Source organism: Streptococcus sanguinis SK1 = NCTC 7863 (assembly GCF_000194945.1).
GTDB lineage: Bacteria > Bacillota > Bacilli > Lactobacillales > Streptococcaceae > Streptococcus > Streptococcus sanguinis.
In genome coordinates this window covers 19,136-41,051 of sequence record NZ_GL878511.1, presented here as the reverse complement: position 1 = coordinate 41,051, position 21,916 = coordinate 19,136, and the positions used below count along the sequence as shown (strand labels likewise).

Below are 21,916 nucleotides of genomic sequence, written 5' to 3'. Positions count from 1 at the left end.
CTCTTAGTCCTCTGAATCTTCATCTGTCAGCTGGGGTTCCCAAAAGAGGGCGTTGAGGTCAGTATCCAGCGCTCTAGCCAGATTGATACAGAGCTCGAGGGTGGGGTTGTATTTGTTGTTTTCAATCATATTGATAGTTTGCCGCGATACCCCGATAGACTTGGCCAACTCTAGCTGGGACATCTTTTTTTCTTTTCGAAATTCTTTGACACGATTCATTACACCCTTCCTTTCTAATTCTATAACTAATAACTTTCAGTAAGTTTGTCAGTTATATTTGACTTTTATTTTATGCTAGTATAATACTTTTCAAAAAAAGTGTCAAGTATATCTGACAAAAAATTTAAAAAAGGATTTCATCCGCTTACTTTTTCTTTTAAATTTTTTTTTGCTTTTGAATGTGATATAATAAGTAAGATATGACAAACGAATTTCATCACATTACTGTTCTTCTTCATGAAACGGTTGACCAGTTGGCGGTTAAGCCTGACGGCATCTATATCGATGCGACCCTTGGCGGTGCTGGTCACAGCGAATATCTTTTGAGCCAGCTCGGAGATGAGGGGCATCTCTATGCCTTTGATCAGGACCAGACGGCTATTGACAATGCTAAAAAGCGTTTGGCTCCTTATGTAGAGCGGGGGATGGTGACCTTTATCAAGGACAATTTCCGCCACCTCAAGAGCCGTTTGCAAGAAGCCGGTGTGGAAGAAATTGATGGGATTTGTTATGATTTAGGCGTTTCCAGCCCTCAGCTGGATCAGCGTGAGCGTGGTTTTTCCTATAAACAGGATGCGCCTTTGGATATGCGCATGAACCGCGAGGCAGCCTTGACAGCTTTTGAGGTTGTCAATCATTATAGCTATCAGGATTTGGTACGAATCTTTTTTAAATACGGCGAAGATAAGTTTTCTAAGCAGATTGCTCGCAAGATTGAGCAGGCTAGAAGTATCAAGCCTATTGAAACAACGACAGAATTGGCTGAAATTATCAAGTCAGCTAAGCCAGCTAAGGAGCTGAAGAAGAAAGGCCACCCGGCCAAGCAGATTTTTCAAGCTATTCGGATTGAAGTCAATGATGAATTGGGCGCAGCGGATGAGTCTATTCAGCAGGCCATTGATCTGCTAGCGGTGGACGGCCGGATTGCGGTCATTACTTTTCATTCGCTGGAAGATCGTCTGACCAAGCAGCTTTTCAAGGAGGCGTCAACAGTAGATGTTCCTAAGGGCTTGCCCTTTATACCTGATGAACTGCAGCCTAAGCTGGAGCTGGTCAGCCGCAAACCAATTTTACCAAGCAAAGAAGAATTAGAAAGCAATAATCGGGCTCATTCCGCCAAGCTGCGCGTGGCCCGTAAGATACACAAGTGAGGAAGAAATGTCAGAAAAAAGACCAAACCCGCTTCAAGATCAGATGAGAAAATTTTCCCGAGTTGAGAAGGCCTTTTACGGATCTATCGTTTTGACTGCCATTATTTTAGCGGTCAGCATCGTCTTTATGCAGACCAAGCTATTGCAGGTGGACCGGGATTTGACAGAAGTTAATACCCAGATTGAAGCGGAGCAGACAGAGCTAGCCGACATCAAGCAGGAAGTCAATGAACTGACCCGCTATGAAAGGCTGTCCCAGCTGGCCAGCTCTCAGGATATGAAACTCCAGAAGGGAAATCGTAAAACAGTGAGTTCAACGGATGAAGAATAGAATTTTTGAAAGAATTAAAAAATACGCCCTGAAAAATAGGCAAACCCCTGAATACAATCGGCGGCAAGTGGGAAAGAGCATGAGCATCTTAGCTATCTTTCTCTTTTTCGTTTTCTTGATTAATTTTGCCATTATTATCGGGACAGACCAGAAGTTCGGTGTTAATCTGTCAAAGGGAGCAGAAGTGGTCCATCAAAAGACGGTCACAGTCGCTGCCCGGCGTGGAACGATTTATGACCGAAATGGTGTTCCCATTGCAGAGGATGCCACGACTTATAATGTCTATGCCATTATTGACAAGAGCTACAAGTCAGCTACCGGCAAGATTCTCTATGTAGAAGAATCCCAGTACGATAAGGTGGCAGAGATTTTCAATCAATACCTAGAATTGGATAAGGACTACGTCAAAACCCAGCTGTCGCAGAAAAATCTCAAGCAGGTTTCCTTCGGGGCACAGGGCAATGGCATTACCTACAGTAATATGAACGCTATGCGGGAAGCCTTTGAAGCTGCTGGTATTGAAGGGATTGACTTTACTACCAGTCCCAACCGCAGTTATAGTAACGGTGTCTTTGCCTCCCAGTTTATCGGTCTTGCCCAGCTGCAGGAGGATAAGGAAGGCAATAAGACGCTGAAAGGGACTTCTGGCATGGAGCAGGCTCTGGATAGGATTCTTGCTGGTCAGAATGGGATTGTGACCTACGAAAAAGACCGGAATGGCAATGTTGTGCCTGGGTCAGAAAAGATCTCTGTACAAGCAGAGGACGGCAAGGACGTCTATACAACGCTGTCGGCTGATTTGCAAACCTACCTAGAAACGCGGATGAACGCTTTCCAGGAAAAAGTCAAAGGTAAGTTTGTCAATGCAACCTTGGTCAGTGCCAAGACCGGCGAAATCCTAGCTACCTCTCAACGGCCGACCTATAATGCCGATACCAAGGAAGGCTTGAATGAGAAAAATCTGGGCAATTGGAATACCATGCTCTATCAAGGTCAGTATGAGCCTGGATCTACCATGAAGGTCATGACTCTAGCTTCAGCTATTGATAATGGCAGCTTTAATCCTAACGATACCTATGACAGTAGAGAATACAAGGTTATGGATGCGACCATTCGGGACTGGAACGTCAACATGGGGATTTCAGAAGGGGAAACCCTGACCTTTGCCCAAGGATTTACCTATTCCAGTAACGTTGGTATGACTATTTTGGAGCAGAAGATGGGCAATGACAAGTGGCTGGACTACTTGAGTAAGTTTAAGTTTGGTCTGCCGACCCGCTTTGGGATGGGGAATGAAACTTATGGCTCCTTGCCAGGTGATAACTATGTTACGATTGCCATGAGTTCTTTTGGTCAAGGGATTGGTGTGACCCAGGTGCAGATGTTGCGTGCCTTCTCGTCCGTTGCCAATGACGGCGTCATGGTGGAGCCTAAGTTTATCAATGCCATCCATGATCCAAAAACCAATACAGCTCGTAAGACAGCGACAGAAATTATCGGAAATCCTGTCTCAGAAAAAGCAGCTCAAACCACTCGGGATTATATGGTTCAGGTCGGAACAGACCCCTACAAAGGAACCCTGAATGTCGGTGGAGAACCCGTCATTCAAGTGGCCGGTCAGAATGTCGCTGTCAAGTCAGGGACCGCTCAGATCGCTTCTGAAAATGGTTATCTAGAGGGTGAGAACGACTACATCTACTCAGTTGTTGCCATGACGCCGGCAGAAAATCCTGAATTTATCATGTATGTGACAGTTCAGCAGCCCGAGGAAAAATTCCAGCCTATATTTTGGCAGGAAGTGGTCAATCCGGTCTTGGAAGAAGCTGTCGCTCTCAAAGACAGTCTTAATCTGACGACAGAGACGACTCCAGCTCTTGAAACAGTCACTGAAGAAACTAGCTATAAAATGCCATCGCTGGAAGAACTGACCAAGCAACTAGGTCTGAAACATCAAGTCAGTCCTGGCGGTCTGGCAGATGAATTGCGCCGCAACCTCGTCCAACCAATTGTGCTGGGAACAGGTGGCAAGATTAAAAAAGTATCTGTCAAAGAAGGTAAAAATCTCAAGGCTAATCAACAGGTTTTGATCTTGTCAGATGATTTAGAAAGTCTGCCTGATATGTACGGTTGGACCAAGGCCAATGTCGAACGTTTTGCGAAGTGGCAGGACATTGAAGTCACTTTCAAAGGAGAGGGCTCCAAAGTCGTCAAGCAGAGCGAAAAGACCAATACTTCGCTGAAAAATCTCAAGAAAATAACAATTACAATGGGAGACTAATATGCTTATTGCTCTTATTGCAGGAATCGTAACTTTTATCCTAACTATCATCGGCATTCCTGCCTTTATTCGTTTTTACCATAAGGCTCGTATCACAGGCCAACAGATGCACGAAGATGTCAAGCAGCATCAGGCCAAGGCCGGAACACCAACCATGGGTGGTACTGTCTTTCTCTTGACATCCGTTCTGGCCAGCTTTGTTATCGGTCTGTTTTCGCATCAGTTGTCCAACGGCCTCATCATGATTCTTTTTATCTTGGTCCTGTATGGCGTTGTCGGCTTTTTGGACGACTTCCTCAAGGTGTTTCGTAAGATCAACGAGGGTCTAAATCCCAAGCAGAAACTGTTTTTGCAGCTGGTTGGCGGAGTTGTCTTTTACTTCTTTTATAATCAGCACGGTGCAGGTGACCAGCTGAATATCTTCACTGTTCCTGTTCAGCTGGGCTTCCTCTATGTCTTTTTCGTACTTTTTTGGCTGATTGGCTTCTCCAATGCTGTCAATCTGACGGATGGAATTGATGGTTTGGCCAGCATTTCTGTGGTCATTAGCTTGGTGGCCTATGCTGTAATTGCTGTTGAGCAGAAGCGTTTTGATATTTTGATTGTCATCATCAGTATGATTGGTGGCTTGCTAGGCTTCTTTGTCTTCAACCACAAGCCTGCTAAAATCTTCATGGGCGATGTAGGAAGTCTGGCTTTGGGCGGTATGCTAGCTGCTATCTCCATTTCCCTTCATCAAGAGTGGACCCTGCTCTTGATTGGTATCGTCTATGTGTTTGAAACGACCTCGGTCATGATGCAGGTGACTTACTTCAAGCTGACCGGTGGCAAGCGGATTTTCCGGATGACCCCGGTTCATCACCACTTTGAGCTGGGAGGCCTAACTGGCCACGGCAAGGAGTGGAGCGAATGGAAAGTCGATTTCTTCTTCTGGGGAATCGGTATCGTGGGTAGTCTCCTGACCCTAGCTATCCTATATCTATAGCAAGAAGCGAGTCTCTGGCTCGCTTTTCTGCTTCTTAGATTTGAGGGTAAGCAGGATGGTCAATTTTTTGGTATAATAGTTAGGATAATAGAATAGAGGACAAGATGAAATTTACAGAATTTAAGTTTAAAGATTATATTCAGGAAGCGCTCAGGGATTTGAACTTCGTTGAAGCGACTCCAGTCCAAGAGAAGCTGATTCCAGTGGTATTGTCAGGTCGGGATTTGGTCGGCGAGTCCAAGACAGGCTCTGGTAAGACCCACACGTTTTTGCTGCCGATCTTTCAAATGCTGGATGAGGAGGCAGACAGTGTGCAGGCTGTCATTACAGCCCCAAGTCGGGAGCTAGCAGCGCAGATTTATCAGGCTGCTCGCCAGTTAGCTAGTTTTTCTGAAAAAGAGATTCGGGTGGCCAACTATGTCGGTGGGACGGACAAGGCTCGTCAGATTGGAAAGTTAGAGTCTAGCCAGCCTCATATCGTCATCGGAACGCCTGGGCGGATTTATGACTTGGTAGAGTCTGGCGATTTGGCTATTCACAAGGCCAAGACCTTTGTCGTTGACGAGGCAGATATGACACTGGACATGGGCTTTTTGGCGACGGTTGATAAGATTGCGGGCCGGCTGCCAAAAGACCTGCAGTTTCTCGTTTTTTCAGCGACCATTCCACAGAAGCTTCAGCCTTTTTTGAAAAAATACCTGTCTAATCCAGTCATTGAGCAGATTAAGACCAAGACGGTCATTGCGGACACCATTGAAAACTGGCTTCTGTCAACCAAGGGGCGAGACAAGAATGCCCAGATTTATCAAATCAGTCAGCTCCTGCAGCCTTATCTGGCTATGATTTTTGTCAATACCAAGATGAGGGCAGATGAGCTACACAGCTATCTGACAGCTCAAGGGCTCAAAGTTGCTAAAATTCATGGAGATATTGCTCCGCGGGAGCGCAAGCGCATCATGAATCAGGTCAAGAATCTGGATTTTGAGTACATTGTCGCTACTGACTTAGCAGCGCGGGGGATTGATATTGAAGGTGTCAGCCATGTTATCAATGATGCCATTCCTCAGGACTTGTCTTTCTTTGTCCATCGGGTAGGTCGAACCGGCCGTAATGGTCTTCACGGTACAGCCATTACCCTCTACCAGCCGAGTGATGACTCAGATATTCGTGAACTGGAAAAGATGGGGATCAAATTCACTCCCAAGATGATAAAGGATGATGAGTTTCAGGATACCTATGACCGAGACCGTCGTGCCAATCGGGAAAAGAGCCGGGAGAAGCTGGACACGGAAATGCTGGGGCTGGTCAAGAAGAAAAAGAAAAAAATCAAACCAGGTTACAAGAAAAAAATCCAGTGGGCAGTGAACGAAAAGCGCCGCAAAACTAAGCGAGCAGAGAATCGTGCACGTGGCCGGGCAGAGCGTAAGGCTAAGCGTCAAAGCTTTTAGTGATATACTTTTCTTATCGCTGTGATAAGAAAAATATATTAGTCTTTATGAGATAGATATGATAGACTAGTGAAACTAGTCTATTTTTATATTGGGCTTAGTGTGACTTATTTGATATTAAGGAACACGAGATTTGCACTAGCTACTCATGTTTTGACTGCTAAAAGACAATAAAAGCGAAGCAAATTCTTTGTTTTGTTCCAGAATTGTGTTAAAATATTTCATTATCAAGAAAAGGAAGTAATAATGGTGGTTACAACTTATCTTCTGACAACTGGTTGGTATGAGGAGTTCCTCAAGTTCATTCCAGATGGTAAATTATTTAGTTTAAGGGCTGTTTTTGAGGCCATTCCGGGCATTTTGCAAAATCTGCCAATCACCCTTCTCTTGACAGCGGGTGGTGCAGTCTTTGGTATTCTGCTTGCCATGGTTTTTGCTATCGTCAAGATTAATCGGGTTAAAGTCCTGTATCCGATTCAGGCTTTCTTTGTCAGCTTTCTGAGAGGAACACCGCTGCTGGTCCAGCTCATGCTGACCTATTTTGGGATTCCTTTATTGCTCAAGGCCATCAATCAGAAGTATGGCACAAGCTTTAATATCAACGAGATTCCAGCGTCTGTCTTTGCGATTGTTGCCTTTGCTTTCAACGAAGCGGCTTATGCCAGTGAGACCATCCGGGCAGCAATTTTGTCCGTAGATCCGGGAGAAATCGAGGCTGCTCGCAGCTTAGGAATGACCAACAAGCAGGTTTATATGCGTGTCATTATCCCCAATGCAGCAGTAGTCGCGACACCTAGTCTGATTAATTCCCTGATTGGCTTGACCAAGGGAACATCTCTGGCTTTTAGTGCTGGTGTAGTGGAAATTTTTGCCAAGGCACAGGCTATCGCGGGGGCAGATTACCGTTACTTTGAGCGTTTTATCTCGGTGTCGCTGATTTATTGGGCAGTCAATATTCTCATTGAGCAACTTGGCCGCTGGATCGAAAAGATGATGGATATCAAGCAGCCGGATAAATTTGAATCGCTTCAGCAAGCAGAAGGAGAAGGAATCTGATGATTAATATTTCACATTTAAGTAAGACTTTTTCAGGTCAAAAGGTTCTGGATGATCTCAGTTTGGACATTCAAAAAGGCGAAGTGGTAGCTTTGATTGGCTCTTCGGGTGCTGGGAAATCAACCTTTCTCCGCAGTCTCAACTATCTGGAACAGCCTGATAGCGGAAAGATTACTATTGACGGCTTCAAAGTGGATTTTTCAAGGATTTCCAAAGATGAGATTTTGCTGCTGCGCCGCAAGCTAGCCATGGTTTTTCAGCAGTTTAACCTCTTTTCCCGTCGGACGGCTCTGGAAAATGTCAAGGAAGGTCTGTTGGTAGTTAAGAAACTGTCAGACCAAGAAGCGACTAAGATAGCCAAAGAAGAGTTAGCAAAAGTTGGCTTGTCAGACCGAGAAACTCACTATCCTAGACATTTGTCAGGCGGTCAGAAGCAGCGGGTAGCCTTAGCAAGGGCTTTGGCTATGAAGCCAGATGTTCTTTTACTAGACGAGCCGACCTCAGCCTTGGACCCTGAGTTGGTCGGAGAAGTAGAGAAATCGATCGCTGATGCAGCCAAGTCTGGCCAGACCATGATTCTGGTCAGTCATGATATGTCCTTTGTCGCTCAGGTTGCGGATAGAGTACTCTTTTTGGACAAGGGGAAAATCATAGAGTCTGGGACACCAGATAAGATTATCCATCATCCAAAGGAAGAAAGAACCAAGGAGTTTTTTGCTAGTTACAAACGGACCTATATTTGATATAATAGAGACAGTGAAGGCTCAGTTGGCTAGACCAGCTGAGTTTGTTTTCAGTCTTAGCATACTGTGGAGCAGACTTTCTTATCTAGTTGGTGTTTTATGCTGACAGCTAGATTTGGAGTTGTTCCCTTTCTTTGCACTATGAGGCTGATTGACCTTTGAGGAGTTGACATGTTAGATCAAATATTTGCACTTTATATCGAGAGCTTGATTTATACTGCAGTCGGTGTAGGGATCATTGCGGGTTTATGGATTGGACTGCGGATGATTCGCCGCAAGGACAAGACAGCCAAGGAGCGCCAGAGCCATCTGTACGATGTCCTTCTGATTGTCATTATGACGATTCCAGTCCTGTCTTTTGCGACGTTGGGCCTGCTCATTGTCCTAAAAGCTTAAATGCTTGTAAAACTGTAGAAAAGTTGTTAGAATAATTCTAGTTACAACAAGGAGAAAGAAGAGTTATGTACGATACAATTATTATTGGAGCTGGGCCTGCCGGCATGACCGCTGCCCTCTATGCAGCCCGCAGCAACCTAAAAGTTGCCCTGCTGGAGCGTGGTATTCCTGGTGGTCAGATGAACAATACTGCTGACATTGAAAACTATCCAGGCTATGCTAATATCAGCGGTCCTGAGCTAGCAGAGAAAATGTTTGAACCTCTTGAGAATCTGGGGGTTGAACATCTATTTGGCCTAGTAGAGAAAATTGAAGACCGAGGTGATTTCAAGGAAATCATCACAGAGGATGAGCGTTTTGAAACTAAAACAGTTATCATTGCTTCTGGTGCCAATCATCGTCATCTGGGTGTTCCTGGTGAGGAAGACTACAACAGTCGCGGGGTTTCCTACTGTGCGGTCTGTGATGGTGCCTTCTTCCGTGATGAAGACCTACTGGTTGTCGGTGGTGGCGACTCGGCGGTAGAGGAAGCTATTTTCCTGACGCGCTTTGCAAAAAGTGTGACCATTGTTCACCGTCGCGATGAGCTGCGAGCACAAAAAGTGCTGCAGGATCGTGCCTTTGCCAACGAAAAGATTCGCTTTGTCTGGGATTCTGTGGTGGAAAGTATCCATGGTGATGAGCGTAAAGTGACTGGCGTAACCTTCAAGAATGTCAAGACAGGTAAGCTTGGTCAGGCAGAGTTTGGCGGCATCTTTATCTATGTCGGTCTAGATCCGGTTAGTGAATTTGCTGCGGACTTGGGTATCACTGATGAGGCTGGCTGGATCCTGACGGACCATCAGATGAAAACGTCAGTAGCAGGCATTTACGCTGTTGGTGATGTTCGCCAGAAAGACCTGCGCCAGATTACGACGGCTGTTGGCGATGGTGCCATTGCCAGTCAGGAAGTCTACAAATATCTTACAGAGCAAGCATAAAAATATAAGCTAAGCAAGTATGTCTATTCAAGTGAGTTGACAGGATTTGCTTAGCTTTTTTGGAATTATGATATAATAAAAGGTATCTAGCATAAAGGAGCAAGAAGATGTACCCAGATGATAGTTTAACGCTGCACACTGATTTGTACCAAATCAACATGATGCAGGTTTATTTCAAGCAAAATATTCACAACAAGCGTGCAGTTTTTGAAGTTTTTTTCCGTAAAAATCCTTTTAATAACGGCTACGCAGTCTTTGCAGGCTTGGAAAGAATTATTTCCTATCTCAATAATCTGACATTCAGCCAGAGTGATTTAGATTATTTGCAATCCTTGGGCTATCACGGAGAGTTTCTGGATTATTTGCGAAATCTCAAGATGAGCCTGACCGTAAGGTCTGTTCAGGAAGGTGATTTGGTTTTTACCAATGAGCCAATCGTGCAGGTGGAAGGTCCTCTAGCTCAGTGTCAGCTGGTTGAGACTGCTCTGCTCAATATCGTTAATTTTCAGACCCTGATTGCCACCAAGGCAGCTCGTATCCGCTCTGTTATCGAGGATGAGCCTCTGATGGAGTTCGGTACGCGCCGAGCACAGGAAATGGATGCTGCTATTTGGGGGACCAGGGCTGCGGTGATTGGCGGAGCGAACGGTACCAGCAATGTTCGAGCTGGCAAGTTCTTTGATATTCCAGTCTTGGGAACGCATGCCCATGCTCTCGTTCAAGTCTATGGAAATGATTATGAAGCCTTTAAAGCTTACGCTGAGACTCATCATAACTGTGTTTTCCTAGTAGATACCTACGATACATTGCGCCTAGGTGTTCCGGCAGCCATTCGGGTGGCGCGTGAGCTAGGGGATAAAATTAAGTTTCTGGGTGTCCGCATTGATTCGGGAGACCTTGCCTATATTTCTAAGAAAGTTCGGCAGCAATTAGATGAAGCTGGCTTCCCTGACGCTAAGATTTATGCGTCCAATGATCTGGATGAAAATACCATTCTCAACTTAAAAATGCAAAAGGCTAAGATAGATGTCTGGGGCGTGGGGACTAAGCTCATTACGGCCTATGACCAGCCGGCTTTAGGGGCAGTTTATAAGATTGTTGCTATTGAAGATGAAACTGGGGAATTGCGCAATACCATCAAGCTGTCCAATAATGCCGAAAAAGTTTCTACCCCAGGTAAGAAGCAGGTTTGGCGTATTACCAGTCGCGAAAAAGGGAAGTCTGAGGGAGACTACATTACCTATAACGGCCTTGATGTCAATAGCTTGGAGGAGCTGGAAATGTTCCATCCGACCTATACCTACATCAATAAAACGGTCAAAAATTTTGATGCCGTACCGCTTTTGGTGGACATTTTCCAAGAAGGGAATTTGGTCTATGCTCAGCCGACCTTAACTGAGATCCAAGCCTATGCCCGTAAGGAATTTGATAAACTTTGGGATGAGTACAAACGAGTTCTCAATCCACAGGATTATCCAGTTGACCTGGCTAGAGATATTTGGCAGGATAAGATGGATTTGATTGACCAGATGCGCAAGAAAGCCTACCAGACAGGAGCAGAAAAATGAGTCTACAAGAAGAAATTATCGCTCAACTGGGCGTCAAACCAATCATTGACCCGGAGGAAGAAATCCGCAATTCGGTGGACTTTCTCAAGGCCTATCTGAGAAAGCACCCTTTTTTGAAAAGTTATGTTTTGGGAATTTCTGGTGGTCAGGATTCTACTTTGGCTGGCCGCTTAGCTCAGCTGGCTGTAGAGGAAATGCGGGCTGAAACTGGAGATGATAGCTATCGTTTTATCGCAGTTCGTTTGCCTTACGGTGTTCAGGCAGATGAAGATGATGCCCAAAAGGCTCTGGCTTTTATCCAGCCTGATGTCAGTCTGACAGTCAATATCAAGGAATCTGCTGATGCTATGACAAGGGCTGTGGAGACAACGGGGGCCAAAGTCTCTGATTTTAACAAGGGCAATATCAAGGCGCGCAGCCGTATGATTGCCCAGTATGCTTTGGCTGGTTCGTACAGCGGGGCTGTCATTGGGACCGATCACGCAGCCGAAAATGTCACGGCCTTTTTCACTAAGTTTGGGGATGGCGGAGCAGATATCTTACCACTTTACCGTCTCAATAAACGTCAAGGCAAGCAGCTTTTGGCCGCTTTAGGAGCTGATCCGGCCCTCTATGAAAAGGTGCCTACAGCTGACTTGGAAGAGGAAAAACCTGGGATTGCGGATGAAGTCGCTCTGGGCGTGACCTATAATGAAATTGATGATTATCTCGAAGGCAAGTCCGTTTCAACCCAAGCCAAAGAAACTATCGAATCATGGTGGCATAAAGGCCAGCACAAACGGCATTTGCCGATTACAGTTTTTGATGAATTTTGGAAGTGAAAATCTCTATCGAACCTTTTTAGTCCGAGCCAAGAAATGAGGAAGCTATGAAAAAGATAGGTACACAGTCCATTGAAACCAAATGTCTTTTACTAAGACCTTTTCTGGAATCGGATGCTCAAGCTATGTACGACAACTGGGCTTCTCGTCCGGATAATTTACTGCATGTGACCTGGGATGCTCACGAGAGTCCTGAAGTCACCAAACAGTCCATTGCTCGCTGGGTTGAGAATTATCAAAACATGGATTTTTACAAGTGGGGTATCTGTCTGAAAGAAAATCCTGATTCTGTAATTGGGGACATCAGTGTGGTGGACATGGATGAGGCAGTTAATTCTTGCGAGGTCGGTTATATTTTAAGTAAAGACTATTGGGGGCAGGGGCTGATGACAGAAGCTTTGGAAGCTGTTTTGAACTACCTCTTGCAAGACGCAGGATTCAATCGTGTCACAGCAAGATTTGTAACAGCCAATCCAGCTTCTGGGCGTGTCATGTCTAAAGCTGGAATGAGCTACGAAGGCACTTTCCGTCAGGCTGTATTTCATAAAGGACAAGTCAAAGATTTTTCCGTCTATGGCATCCTAACATCTGATTTAGAAAAAGGCTAGGACTCTTTTGTCTAGCCTTTTTACTTGCGCTCCTTTTTTAAAGTTCTATAATAGATGTATAATGACAAGGAGGATTCTATGCATTCGTTAGAACAAGATTTTACAGATAAGTTGTATGCTGCTTATGAGGCCAATTCCAAGTATGCAGCGATGGAAAATGCCATCAGTCACAACGGCCTTTTGGCTTCCTTAGAGAAGCGAGGCGCTGCCGTGGAAAACACACCTGTCTTTTCACTGGATCTCACTAAGGACAAGGTCAGTGACCAGAAAGCTTCAGGACGCTGTTGGATGTTTGCAGCTCTTAATACCTTCCGCCACAAAATGATTGCTGGTTTCCAATTGGAAGATTTTGAGCTATCTCAGGCCCATACCTTCTTTTGGGATAAATATGAAAAATCCAACTGGTTCTTAGAGCAGGTGATTGCGACGGCTGACCAAGAATTGACTAGCCGTAAGGTCAAGTTTCTCTTAGATACGCCTCAGCAGGATGGTGGTCAATGGGATATGGTCGTGGCGCTTTTTGAGAAATACGGCGTCGTGCCTAAGTCGGTATATCCAGAGTCAATTTCTTCTAGCAACAGCCGTGAGCTCAATCAGATTCTTAATAAACTCCTACGTCAGGATGCGCAGATTTTGCGAGAATTAGTGTCAGAGGGTGCAAACTCTGCTGAACTTCAGGCCAAGAAAGAAGAACTTCTCCAGGAAGTCTTTAACTTCCTAGCTATGAACTTAGGCTTGCCGCCTCGCCAGTTTGACTTTTCTTATCGAGATAAGGACAATCATTTCCATAGCGAGAGCGGATTGACACCTCTGACTTTCTATCAAAAATATGTCGATCTTAAGCTAGAAGACTATGTCTCTATCATCAATGCCCCGACTGCAGACAAGCCTTATGGTCGGTCCTATACGGTTGAGATGTTGGGAAATGTCGTTGGAAGTAAGCCCGTTCGTTATTTGAATGTTGAAATGGACCGACTAAAAGAGCTGGCTATTGCGCAAATGCAGGCTGGCGAGACCGTTTGGTTTGGCTCAGATGTTGCTCAGTCTAGCAATCGTAAGGCCGGTGTTATGGCTGAGGGGATGCACGATTTCACTGCTAGCATGGATATTCGACTAACTCAGGATAAGGCTGGCCGCTTGGACTATAGCGAAAGCCTCATGACCCACGCCATGGTCTTGACAGGAGTGGACTTGGATGAAAATGGCAGGGCTAAGAAATGGAAGGTCGAAAACTCTTGGGGTGAAAAGGTTGGTAACAAGGGCTATTTCGTAGCCTCTGACGCTTGGATGGGCGAGTATACCTATCAAATCGTCGTCCGTAAAGAGTTTCTGACAGCCGCAGAATTAGCTGCATATGAAGCAGAGCCTCTTGTCCTAGCTCCGTGGGATCCCATGGGAGCTTTGGCAAAGTAAGCTTTGATGAGAGAATAAGAAAAGAGTAAGAATTTTTCATTCTTACTCTTTTAATTTGTGTTCTAATCTTCGTCACTCTAGTCATCTCCACCATTACCGGAAGATGAGTCGCTGTGGTTAGAAGAGCTATTGTTTGAATCACCAGAATGCTCACTAGCAGCTGATGTGTCAGAGCTAGCTTCTGTACTGTAACTGCTATAGCTAGAAGAGTTATAGTATTGCTGGTTATTGTAGTAACGGTTATAGCCGGTACCACTGTTGAGATAGACATAAGAGCCACTGCGGTAGAGACCATCTGGCATTTCCCAATCCTCTGAAGCAGAGCCATCTTGAGCTAGGTAAAGCATCATTTCGCGGTAGACATCTGTTGCAACCTTAACCCCGTCATCAAGGATTGGTGTCAGGCGGTTAGAGTAGCCGGTCCAAACAGCCATTGAATACTTAGGCGTGTAACCAACGAAGAGCTCGTCTGGTGTGACAATGCTAGAGTAGTAGTAAGGCTTGGTCAACTTAGCTAATTCATCGTCAGCATAGTTGGAGGTTCCAGTCTTACCGGCTTGATAAACACCAGAAATAGCAGCGTTTGTACCTGTACCAGACTGCAAGACTGTTTTCATCATGTCGGTCATCATGTAGGCTGTCGTTTCCTTCATAGCCTTGGAACCATTGTTGGAGAAGGTCTTCTCTGTTCCGTCACTGAAGACGACACGATTGACATACTGAGGCTTGTAGTAAGTACCACCATTGGCAAAGGCTGCATAGGCAGCAGCCATTTTTTCACTGCTGGCTCCGTATTCGTTGCCGGATTTGCTGGTATTACTTGAAAAGGCATTAACATAGAACATTTCAGGATAGTTAATTCCAATACGATTTAGGAACTTGAGGGACTCGTCCAGACCAACGGCTTCCAGCGTTTTCACGGCAGGAACGTTACGGGATTCCTGAATAGCGTATTGAATCGTCATCCCGCCATAGTATTTCTTATCCCAGTTGTAGACGGGTGTGCTGGAATACGGGAAGTTATATGGAGCATCCGTGATAGGAGCAGCAGTTGAGGTATAGACTTCATTTTCAAGAGCTGGAGCATAATCGGTGATTGGCTTCATTGTTGAACCGAAGTCGCGGTTGGTTTCAACAGCTTGGTTGGTACCAAAGGATACGTTGGTAGATTGGTTACGAGAACCGAGCTGGGCAATGACTTTACCAGTTTGCACATCCATAACAGTGGAGGCAACCTGCATTTCGTCATCTGGATAAGCTACATAGTCTCCTGTGTTGTAAATATCCCAGAGTTTCTTTTGGGCATCAGTGTTGACATTTGTATAGACTTCCATACCAGTTGTCAGGACATTGTAGCCAGTCTCTTCTTCTACTTGTTCAATTACTTCCTTAAGATAATTATCCATGTAAGCAGGATAGCTAGTGGAAGCTTTCAAGCTTTGAAGTCCATCGGTTACAGGAGTATTCTTAGCTTGCTCATACTGCTCATCTGTGATGTACTTGAGATCATGCATCTCACGAAGTACCAGATTACGTCGGTTGGTCGCAGCCTCTGGGTGAGTGTAAGGATCGTATTGGTTAGGTGCTTGGGGCATACCTGCCAGCAGAGCCGTTTGGTGTAAGCTTAAGTCTTTTAGGTCCTTGCCATAGTAGCTTCGGGCTGCTGTCTGCATACCGTAGTTACTGTTGGACATGTAGACTTTATTGACATAATAGGTCAAGATTTGCTGCTTGGTTGCTTTACGCTCAAGCTGAGCGGCCAGCCAAGCTTCTTGGATTTTACGTGAAAGGGTCGCGTCCGAAGAAGAAGTTGAGAAATAAGACAGCTTAATCAACTGCTGAGTTAGAGTTGATCCCCCTTGGCGACCTCCGCGGATGTTGCTAACAAGGGCACCTGCAATCCGAATAAAGTCCACCCCACGGTGATTGAAGAAGCGATGGTCTTCGATGGCGACAATGGCGTTAACCAAATCCGTAGGAATTTCACTTGTTTCAGCATTGACCCGCTTTTCAGCGCCTAGGTCCGCAATCAAATTGTTATTGCTGTCAAAAATCTTACTGGATGTGGTCGCGATGAGGTCTTTTTCAGAAAGCTTAGGAGCCTTGACCGCATAGTAGGTAAATACCAAACAGCCAATCACGAATCCAATCATAAGCAGGGTTATAAGTGCACTTGCAAGATATTTCAAAGCCTGCATAAGAGTTTGTTTATTCATTTATAATACCACCTAGTAGTTTTTGTTCGATAATTTCAAGATAAGGGATGCTGGGAAGCTGTTGCATTTCAATCGGATAACCATGCTCTTGAATGTAAGTTAGAGGCATGGACCTCCCTCCCTTGTCGATCTTGTAAAACTCAATTAAATAAGAAGCGGGAAGCAGGTAAGTCTCCCTTAAGCTGGAAAAATGCAGTAAGACAAAGCAGATGCCCTTTTGCTCAAGGACTGCCTCCATGTGCTCAATCTGATGCGAATGAAAATTTTTCATGGGCATCGATTTTTTCTGTCGGGTTTCCTTGGCTTCAAAGTCAATATAATGGCCCTTGTAGACACCAGAATAGTCTGTTGTGGAAGCTTGCCGAAAGTAAGCCTCTACAATCTTGGCTCGGCTACGGTGCGGATAATCAACCTTGACAATCTGAATGGGGGTAGGCTTTTTATGGATTACAGCGAGTCCTCTGCTTAGATAGTAGCTGTTGGATTCGTTGATCATCTTTTCAAAAGACATCCCACGATTGGCAAAGTTAATCATGCCGGGAACTGGCCTATTGATACTGCTTTTTGCCTTTAGCTTATGCGGATAGTTGACCATAAAACTCCTTATTGGTACAATAGCATCACTCTATTATACCACAAAAAACTTTTTTAAGGGAGAATAAATGACCAGTCTATTAATAACAGGCTACAAAGCCTTTGAAATCGGCATTTCGACGGAAAAAGATATGAGAATAAACATCATAAAAGAAGCCGCTAAAAGGGACTTAATCCGTTTTTTGGAAGATGGAGTAGATTGGCTGGTTTTTATGGGTAATCTGGGCTTTGAGTCTTGGGTTTTGGAGCTAGCCAACGACTTGAAAAAGGACTATGAATTTCAGACGGCAACCATCTTTCTCTTTGAGAATCAAGGTGAAAATTGGAACGAAGCCAATCAAGCAAAATTAGCTGCTTTTAAACAAACCGATTTTGTTAAGTATGCTTATCCGACCTACCAAAATCCAAGTCAGTTTCGTGATTACAATCAATTCGTCATTCAAAATACAGATGGTGCCTACCTCTTTTACGATGAAGAACAGGAGACAAAATTGAAATATCTTTACCAAGAAATGAAAAAACAAGAACAATATTTTATCAAAAAATTAACATTTGATGACCTGAATGAAGTGGCTGAAAATTTTTCGGGAAATTAGATGATAAATCTTGATTTTTATAGTGCATTTTGTTTATAATTGAATATGATAAACTAGATTGGAGAGAGAAGATGGCAAGTATTATTTTTACAGCAAAAGATATTTTTGATCAGGATTTTAAACGTGAAGTACGCGGCTATAGCAAGTCCGAAGTGGATGAGTTTTTGGATGATATTATCAAGGATTATGAGACTTATGCAGCCTTGGTAAAGGAGCTGCGTGAGGAAAATCGCCGTCTCAAGGAAGAGTTGGCTGCGAAGCCGGTTGAAAAAGCACCGGTTCAGCCGACTCAGCCTGTCCAATCAACACAAGCGACTCAGTCAACTGCAGAAAGCTTCCCTCAGATGACTTCTGCGACTAATTTTGATATCTTGAAGCGCTTGAACCGTCTTGAAAAGGAAGTATTCGGGAAACAAATTCTGGATCGTGAATAATGGTTCTTTTAAAACAGTGCAATTTTTGGATAATCGCGTGGAAATTTTAGATTTTCATGAGGAAAGTCCATGCTAGCACTGGCTGTGATGCCGGTAGTGTTTGTGCTAGGCGAAGAAATAAGCCTAGGGACGGATTTTTCCGTTACGGCGACTGAAAGGACTAAGTCTTTGGATATGCCTGATTAGGTCTGAAAGTGCCACAGTGACGTAGTTCTTCTGGAAACAGAAGAAGTGGAACGCGGTAAACCCCTCAAGCTAGCAACCCAAACTTTGGTCGGGGCATGGAGTGCGTGGAAGCGAACATAGCACTCTGACTGGAAACAGTAGACAGATGATTATCGAAGGAAATGGTACCTAGTCATTTCCGGAACAAAACATGGCTTACAGAAAATTGCATATAGGCTGAGGCTGGGACGTCAAGTCCTGTCCTCTTTAAATTTTATATATAGAATAGCAAGAGAGTGGCTGAGCGCTCTATTCTCTGCCAAGTTCAACTAGCTGTTGCTTCATTTTCTCTGTGGACATTTCAAGGAATGAGCTGGCTGACAATGGCAGCGAAACCTTCTCAGCCCAAAATTTAAAAAGGGAGAGTGAGGAAAATCGATGTGACGAAATCACGATTTTTGTCTCACTCCCTTTGTTTGTATAGATTGGAATCCATATAAAAAGCCAATATGAAAGAAAAATTTAATTTAATTGCGACCGCAGCGGCAGGGCTAGAAGCTGTCGTTGGCCGTGAAATCAGAGAGCTGGGACTTGATTGTCAGGTCGAAAATGGCCGGGTTCGCTTCGAGGGTGATGTCAGTACCATTATTCAAACCAATCTCTGGCTACGCGTGGCCGATCGGATTAAGATTGTAGTTGGCAGTTTTCCAGCCAAGACTTTTGAAGAGCTCTTTCAGGGAGTTTTTGCTCTGGATTGGGAGAATTATCTACCGCTGGGAGCTAAATTTCCTATTTCCAAGGCTAAATGCGTCAAGTCAAAACTTCACAATGAACCTAGTGTTCAGGCTATTTCTAAAAAGGCAGTTGTCAAGAAGCTGCAGAAGCATTATGCACGTCCGGAAGGGGTGCCCCTGCAGGAAAATGGAGCTGAGTTTAGGATAGAGGTGTCTATTCTAAAAGATGTAGCGACAGTCTTGATTGATACGACAGGATCCAGCCTCTTCAAACGTGGTTATCGGGCCGATAAAGGTGGTGCACCGATCAAGGAGAATATGGCAGCAGCTATTTTACTCCTGTCCAACTGGTATCCAGATAAGCCTTTGATAGACCCGACTTGCGGCTCTGGTACTTTTTGTATCGAGGCAGCTATGATAGGGATGAAGATGGCACCGGGACTCCATCGTTCCTTTGCCTTTGAAGACTGGAATTGGGTGGATAAAGATCTGGTAGCCCAGGCTCGCTCAACTGCATTCAGTCGGATTGATCAGACCGTCCAGCTGGATATTTCTGGATCGGATATCGATGGCCGTATGGTAGAACTAGCTCGAAAAAACGCTGAGCAAGCAGGAGTAGCAGAGCAGATTCGCTTTAAGCAGATGCGTCTGCAAGATTTGCATACAGATAAGATTAATGGTGTGATTATCTCTAATCCGCCATACGGGGAGCGCCTCCTAGATGATGAGGCTGTGACTCGTCTTTATCAGGAGATGGGAGAAACCTTTGCTCCGCTCAAAACCTGGAGCAAGTTTATCCTGACTAGCGATGAAGCTTTTGAAAGCAAATATGGCAGTCAGGCCGATAAAAAACGCAAACTTTATAATGGAACTTTAAAAGTTGATTTATATCAGTATTTTGGCCAGCGAGTCAAACGTCAGTTAGATTAGAAAGGATTTGCCGTGACGAAAGAAGAAAACTACTCACCGGAAGAAGAAAAGAAAGAGTCTGTTCTTGATTTTGAAGAGGCCAAGGAAATGACAGTCGGACAAGCTACTCGTAAGAAAGAGGAGCTGGAAGCCGGTGTGAATGAAAGCGACAATGTGCTGGATAAGTATATCAAGCAGCACCGTCAGGAAATCGAAGCAGGAAAATTTGAAACCCAGAAAATCAGAAAGCTGCAGGAGCAGGAAGCGGCTCAAGCTGAGCAAGCCTCTTCTGATTTGACCGATTTCATCAAAGAAAGACGGCAAGAGGTTGAAAGTGAACAGGAGATTCCAACAGCTCAGTTGACAAGCACTGAGACAGCGAGTGAGCCAGAAGCAGCTCCAAATCCCTTAGGTTCTCGCAGTCAACGCTCAGAGCAGGAAGATGCGGTTCCTGCCGCTCCCGTTCAAAAGACATCTTACGGTCCTATTCCAGAACCGCTTGATGAGAAGGAATTACAGGTTCCTAAGACGCCTTTCTACAAGAAAAAAGCTTTCCTTTATCCAGTCTTAGGACTTTTAGGGATTGCTGTAGCGGGTACAGGGCTTTACTTTGCTCTGGGGCATAATTGGGGGCACAAGACTGTTACAAGCTCAAGTTCTTCAACATCGCAGTCCAGCAAAAAGAGCTCGTCTTCCTCTAGCTCTGATAATACTGCCAAGAATTTGAAGGCCTTTAATGATGAATATGCTGCATTTTTCACAGATAGCAATCAGACAGCTGTCAAAAACAGTAAATTCGGCGACTTGGAAAAATTAAAAACTTTACTTGAAAAGCTAAAAGGCAGCAAAGACTATGATGCCGCTAAGAGCAAGTATGATTCCTTGGTCAAGCAGATTTCGGCTATCCAAAGTGTCAATTCGCAGTTTGATGGTGGAGCGATCACTGACGGTATCTTGAATAAGGAAGCCAAGGCCAATACAAATGCGACCTTCTCAGATGTATCAAGTGGCAATGCTAAGCTAGATGAAGTTCTAAAGGCAGCGATTGCCCAAGGACGTAGCCAACAGGTACCAACACCAGCTCCTGCTACTGATCAGGGAGGCACTGGTGCGGGTACAAGCAGCGGTTCAAGCTCGTCTGCTTCTGGTTCAGGGGCTTCCAACTCATACTCTGGCTATGGTCTTCCAAGCAATGGAGTAAATCTGCAGAGAGACCTCAGTCGTGTCCCTTATAACCAAGCAGCTATTGATGACGTTAACAATCCAGCTTGGACTTTCAATCCTGGCGTTCTAGAGAAGATTTTGCAAACTTCTCGTGAACGTGGCTATATTTCTGGTGATAACTATATCCTGGAACGCGTCAATATTATTAAAGGAAACGGCTACTATAACCTCTTCAAGCCAGACGGCACCTACCTCTTCAGTATCAACTGTAAGACTGGCTACTTCGTCGGCAATGGACCAGGTCATGCTGACTCAGTTGATTTCTAGACATCTGTGAACATTTCTTCAGCAGCTGGCTTTATAGCTTGTTGATGGATTTCATTATACATGCACAAAAAAAGTTCTCAATTTCGAGAACTTTTTATTGTTTTAAATCACATGGCGTTCAAAGGCATCATCTGAGATTCCTTGGCTAAGAATGAGCTTAGCCCATTCTTTGGCTGAGAAGAGACTGTGATCCTTGTAGTTTCCGCAGGATTCAATGGTTGTTCCAGGGACATCTTCCCAGCTAGTTGACTCAGCGATTTCTTCCAGACAGGATTTGATGACCTGAGCAATCTGGCTGGAGCTGTGTTGGCCCCACATAATCATGTGAAAACCAGTGCGGCAGCCAAAAGGCGAGCAGTCAATCATACCATCAATGCGCTTGCGGATCAACATAGCCAGCAAATGCTCGATAGTATGCAGACCGGCTGTCGGGATTGAATCTTCATTCGGCTGAACCAGACGGATATCAAAATTGGAAATGATGTCGCCTTTAGGGCCAGTTTCCTCTCCGATGAGGCGGACATAAGGCGCTTTGACGATGGTGTGATCCAGCTCAAAGCTTTCAACGATAACTTCTTTAGACATGGTTTCTCCTTTACAATGTAGCGAGTGCGAGAAGGTTTTTCTAGTGATATCAAGCCATAGATTTGTCTTGTTAGCGAAGAAAAAGCCTGTCTCATAGACACCTTTTCTTCTCTGATTATAGCATAAAAAAATTTTATTTGGGAATAAAGTTTAAGTTTTAGAAAAATGAAAAATTTGAACAATCGTGCTTATGGT

At 44.6% G+C, this 21,916-nt stretch carries 21 protein-coding genes and 1 other RNA gene; 18 read left to right on the top strand and 4 right to left on the bottom strand.

The genetic code is table 11. From position 1 onward, the window contains the following. Positions 1-3 precede the first annotated feature (3 nt). Positions 4-219: a helix-turn-helix transcriptional regulator gene (locus HMPREF9378_RS01665; RefSeq protein ID WP_002896937.1), complete on the bottom strand. Its 216-nt coding sequence runs from the start codon at positions 217-219 to the stop codon at positions 4-6. Positions 220-419: 200 nt separating this feature from the next. Here HMPREF9378_RS01665 and rsmH point away from each other — a divergent pair, with 200 nt between their 5' ends. The 13 genes from rsmH (at position 420) to pepC (ending at position 13,997) form a co-directional block, all read left to right on the top strand. After that, on the top strand, positions 420-1,370 hold the full coding sequence (gene rsmH / locus HMPREF9378_RS01670) for a 16S rRNA (cytosine(1402)-N(4))-methyltransferase RsmH (RefSeq protein WP_002914283.1): 951 nt from the start codon (positions 420-422) through the stop codon (positions 1,368-1,370). A 7-nt stretch (positions 1,371-1,377) separates the two neighbouring features. Beyond that, positions 1,378-1,701 (top strand): cell division protein FtsL, encoded by a 324-nt coding sequence (gene ftsL, locus HMPREF9378_RS01675; RefSeq protein WP_002893529.1) that lies wholly within the window; start codon positions 1,378-1,380, stop codon positions 1,699-1,701. After that, on the top strand, positions 1,691-3,979 hold the full coding sequence (gene pbp2x / locus HMPREF9378_RS01680; RefSeq protein ID WP_002914282.1) for a penicillin-binding protein PBP2X: 2,289 nt from the start codon (positions 1,691-1,693) through the stop codon (positions 3,977-3,979). Before ftsL ends, pbp2x begins: the two co-directional genes overlap by 11 nt. 1 nt (position 3,980) lies before the next feature. Next, on the top strand, positions 3,981-4,964 hold the full coding sequence (mraY, locus tag HMPREF9378_RS01685) for a phospho-N-acetylmuramoyl-pentapeptide-transferase (RefSeq protein WP_002914280.1): 984 nt from the start codon (positions 3,981-3,983) through the stop codon (positions 4,962-4,964). A 104-nt stretch (positions 4,965-5,068) separates the two neighbouring features. After that, positions 5,069-6,412, top strand: a complete 1,344-nt coding sequence (locus HMPREF9378_RS01690) for a DEAD/DEAH box helicase (RefSeq protein ID WP_002914278.1) — start codon at positions 5,069-5,071, stop codon at positions 6,410-6,412. Positions 6,413-6,658: 246 nt separating this feature from the next. After that, entirely contained in the window at positions 6,659-7,468 is an 810-nt protein-coding gene (locus HMPREF9378_RS01695; RefSeq protein ID WP_002893524.1) for an amino acid ABC transporter permease, read from the top strand. Beyond that, complete coding sequence (locus HMPREF9378_RS01700; RefSeq protein WP_002914276.1) at positions 7,468-8,211, top strand: amino acid ABC transporter ATP-binding protein; 744 nt, start codon at positions 7,468-7,470, stop codon at positions 8,209-8,211. Before HMPREF9378_RS01695 ends, HMPREF9378_RS01700 begins: the two co-directional genes overlap by 1 nt. A 171-nt stretch (positions 8,212-8,382) precedes the next feature. Next, the gene (locus HMPREF9378_RS01705) at positions 8,383-8,607 is read left to right on the top strand and encodes a DUF4059 family protein (RefSeq protein ID WP_002896945.1); all 225 of its coding nucleotides are present in this window, start codon (positions 8,383-8,385) and stop codon (positions 8,605-8,607) included. A gap of 65 nt (positions 8,608-8,672) precedes the next feature. After that, positions 8,673-9,587 carry a thioredoxin-disulfide reductase gene (gene trxB / locus HMPREF9378_RS01710; RefSeq protein ID WP_002911292.1) on the top strand — a complete coding sequence of 305 codons (915 nt, stop codon included), beginning with the start codon at positions 8,673-8,675 and terminating at the stop codon, positions 9,585-9,587. A 107-nt stretch (positions 9,588-9,694) separates the two neighbouring features. Beyond that, a complete protein-coding gene (locus HMPREF9378_RS01715) occupies positions 9,695-11,155 on the top strand; it encodes a nicotinate phosphoribosyltransferase (RefSeq protein WP_002914275.1) in 1,461 nt (486 codons plus the stop codon). Continuing rightward, positions 11,152-11,976, top strand: a complete 825-nt coding sequence (nadE, locus tag HMPREF9378_RS01720; RefSeq protein WP_002914273.1) for an ammonia-dependent NAD(+) synthetase — start codon at positions 11,152-11,154, stop codon at positions 11,974-11,976. Before HMPREF9378_RS01715 ends, nadE begins: the two co-directional genes overlap by 4 nt. Before the next feature lie 47 nt (positions 11,977-12,023). Then, complete coding sequence (locus HMPREF9378_RS01725) at positions 12,024-12,584, top strand: GNAT family N-acetyltransferase (RefSeq protein WP_002903283.1); 561 nt, start codon at positions 12,024-12,026, stop codon at positions 12,582-12,584. A gap of 78 nt (positions 12,585-12,662) precedes the next feature. After that, entirely contained in the window at positions 12,663-13,997 is a 1,335-nt protein-coding gene (pepC, locus tag HMPREF9378_RS01730) for an aminopeptidase C (protein ID WP_023917288.1), read from the top strand. 77 nt (positions 13,998-14,074) lie between these two features. Here pepC and pbp1a read toward each other — a convergent pair whose 3' ends face one another. Together pbp1a and recU are read right to left on the bottom strand one after the other, a co-directional pair. Continuing rightward, positions 14,075-16,213: a penicillin-binding protein PBP1A gene (gene pbp1a / locus HMPREF9378_RS01735; protein ID WP_002903281.1), complete on the bottom strand. Its 2,139-nt coding sequence runs from the start codon at positions 16,211-16,213 to the stop codon at positions 14,075-14,077. Beyond that, a complete protein-coding gene (gene recU / locus HMPREF9378_RS01740) occupies positions 16,206-16,808 on the bottom strand; it encodes a Holliday junction resolvase RecU (RefSeq protein WP_002903280.1) in 603 nt (200 codons plus the stop codon). The genes pbp1a and recU overlap by 8 nt, the downstream gene beginning before the upstream one ends. A 67-nt stretch (positions 16,809-16,875) precedes the next feature. Here recU and HMPREF9378_RS01745 point away from each other — a divergent pair, with 67 nt between their 5' ends. The 5 genes from HMPREF9378_RS01745 (at position 16,876) to HMPREF9378_RS01760 (ending at position 21,136) form a co-directional block, all read left to right on the top strand. Beyond that, positions 16,876-17,403: an SLOG family protein gene (locus HMPREF9378_RS01745; protein ID WP_002903279.1), complete on the top strand. Its 528-nt coding sequence runs from the start codon at positions 16,876-16,878 to the stop codon at positions 17,401-17,403. A 71-nt stretch (positions 17,404-17,474) separates the two neighbouring features. After that, positions 17,475-17,837 carry a cell division regulator GpsB gene (gene gpsB / locus HMPREF9378_RS01750; RefSeq protein WP_023917285.1) on the top strand — a complete coding sequence of 121 codons (363 nt, stop codon included), beginning with the start codon at positions 17,475-17,477 and terminating at the stop codon, positions 17,835-17,837. A gap of 21 nt (positions 17,838-17,858) precedes the next feature. After that, an RNA gene (gene rnpB, locus HMPREF9378_RS11395) (RNase P RNA component class B) lies at positions 17,859-18,226 on the top strand. Between the two features lie 285 nt (positions 18,227-18,511). Beyond that, entirely contained in the window at positions 18,512-19,666 is a 1,155-nt protein-coding gene (locus HMPREF9378_RS01755; RefSeq protein ID WP_002914272.1) for a THUMP domain-containing class I SAM-dependent RNA methyltransferase, read from the top strand. 12 nt (positions 19,667-19,678) lie between these two features. Continuing rightward, complete coding sequence (locus tag HMPREF9378_RS01760) at positions 19,679-21,136, top strand: cell division site-positioning protein MapZ family protein (RefSeq protein WP_002914271.1); 1,458 nt, start codon at positions 19,679-19,681, stop codon at positions 21,134-21,136. A 102-nt stretch (positions 21,137-21,238) separates the two neighbouring features. Here HMPREF9378_RS01760 and HMPREF9378_RS01765 read toward each other — a convergent pair whose 3' ends face one another. Further along, complete coding sequence (locus tag HMPREF9378_RS01765; RefSeq protein WP_002893508.1) at positions 21,239-21,721, bottom strand: S-ribosylhomocysteine lyase; 483 nt, start codon at positions 21,719-21,721, stop codon at positions 21,239-21,241. Positions 21,722-21,916 lie beyond the last annotated feature (195 nt).

Excerpts from the sequence above, each read along its gene's own strand:
- HMPREF9378_RS01665 (WP_002896937.1), bottom strand. The coding sequence starts at position 219 with ATGAATCGTGTCAAAGAATTTCGAAAAGAAAAAAAGATGTCCCAGCTA.
- rsmH (WP_002914283.1), top strand. The coding sequence starts at position 420 with ATGACAAACGAATTTCATCACATTACTGTTCTTCTTCATGAAACGGTT.
- ftsL (WP_002893529.1), top strand. The coding sequence starts at position 1,378 with ATGTCAGAAAAAAGACCAAACCCGCTTCAAGATCAGATGAGAAAATTT.
- pbp2x (WP_002914282.1), top strand. The coding sequence starts at position 1,691 with ATGAAGAATAGAATTTTTGAAAGAATTAAAAAATACGCCCTGAAAAAT.
- mraY (WP_002914280.1), top strand. The coding sequence starts at position 3,981 with ATGCTTATTGCTCTTATTGCAGGAATCGTAACTTTTATCCTAACTATC.
- HMPREF9378_RS01690 (WP_002914278.1), top strand. The coding sequence starts at position 5,069 with ATGAAATTTACAGAATTTAAGTTTAAAGATTATATTCAGGAAGCGCTC.
- HMPREF9378_RS01695 (WP_002893524.1), top strand. The coding sequence starts at position 6,659 with ATGGTGGTTACAACTTATCTTCTGACAACTGGTTGGTATGAGGAGTTC.
- HMPREF9378_RS01700 (WP_002914276.1), top strand. The coding sequence starts at position 7,468 with ATGATTAATATTTCACATTTAAGTAAGACTTTTTCAGGTCAAAAGGTT.
- HMPREF9378_RS01705 (WP_002896945.1), top strand. The coding sequence starts at position 8,383 with ATGTTAGATCAAATATTTGCACTTTATATCGAGAGCTTGATTTATACT.
- trxB (WP_002911292.1), top strand. The coding sequence starts at position 8,673 with ATGTACGATACAATTATTATTGGAGCTGGGCCTGCCGGCATGACCGCT.
- HMPREF9378_RS01715 (WP_002914275.1), top strand. The coding sequence starts at position 9,695 with ATGTACCCAGATGATAGTTTAACGCTGCACACTGATTTGTACCAAATC.
- nadE (WP_002914273.1), top strand. The coding sequence starts at position 11,152 with ATGAGTCTACAAGAAGAAATTATCGCTCAACTGGGCGTCAAACCAATC.
- HMPREF9378_RS01725 (WP_002903283.1), top strand. The coding sequence starts at position 12,024 with ATGAAAAAGATAGGTACACAGTCCATTGAAACCAAATGTCTTTTACTA.
- pepC (WP_023917288.1), top strand. The coding sequence starts at position 12,663 with ATGCATTCGTTAGAACAAGATTTTACAGATAAGTTGTATGCTGCTTAT.
- pbp1a (WP_002903281.1), bottom strand. The coding sequence starts at position 16,213 with ATGAATAAACAAACTCTTATGCAGGCTTTGAAATATCTTGCAAGTGCA.
- recU (WP_002903280.1), bottom strand. The coding sequence starts at position 16,808 with ATGGTCAACTATCCGCATAAGCTAAAGGCAAAAAGCAGTATCAATAGG.
- HMPREF9378_RS01745 (WP_002903279.1), top strand. The coding sequence starts at position 16,876 with ATGACCAGTCTATTAATAACAGGCTACAAAGCCTTTGAAATCGGCATT.
- gpsB (WP_023917285.1), top strand. The coding sequence starts at position 17,475 with ATGGCAAGTATTATTTTTACAGCAAAAGATATTTTTGATCAGGATTTT.
- HMPREF9378_RS01755 (WP_002914272.1), top strand. The coding sequence starts at position 18,512 with ATGAAAGAAAAATTTAATTTAATTGCGACCGCAGCGGCAGGGCTAGAA.
- HMPREF9378_RS01765 (WP_002893508.1), bottom strand. The coding sequence starts at position 21,721 with ATGTCTAAAGAAGTTATCGTTGAAAGCTTTGAGCTGGATCACACCATC.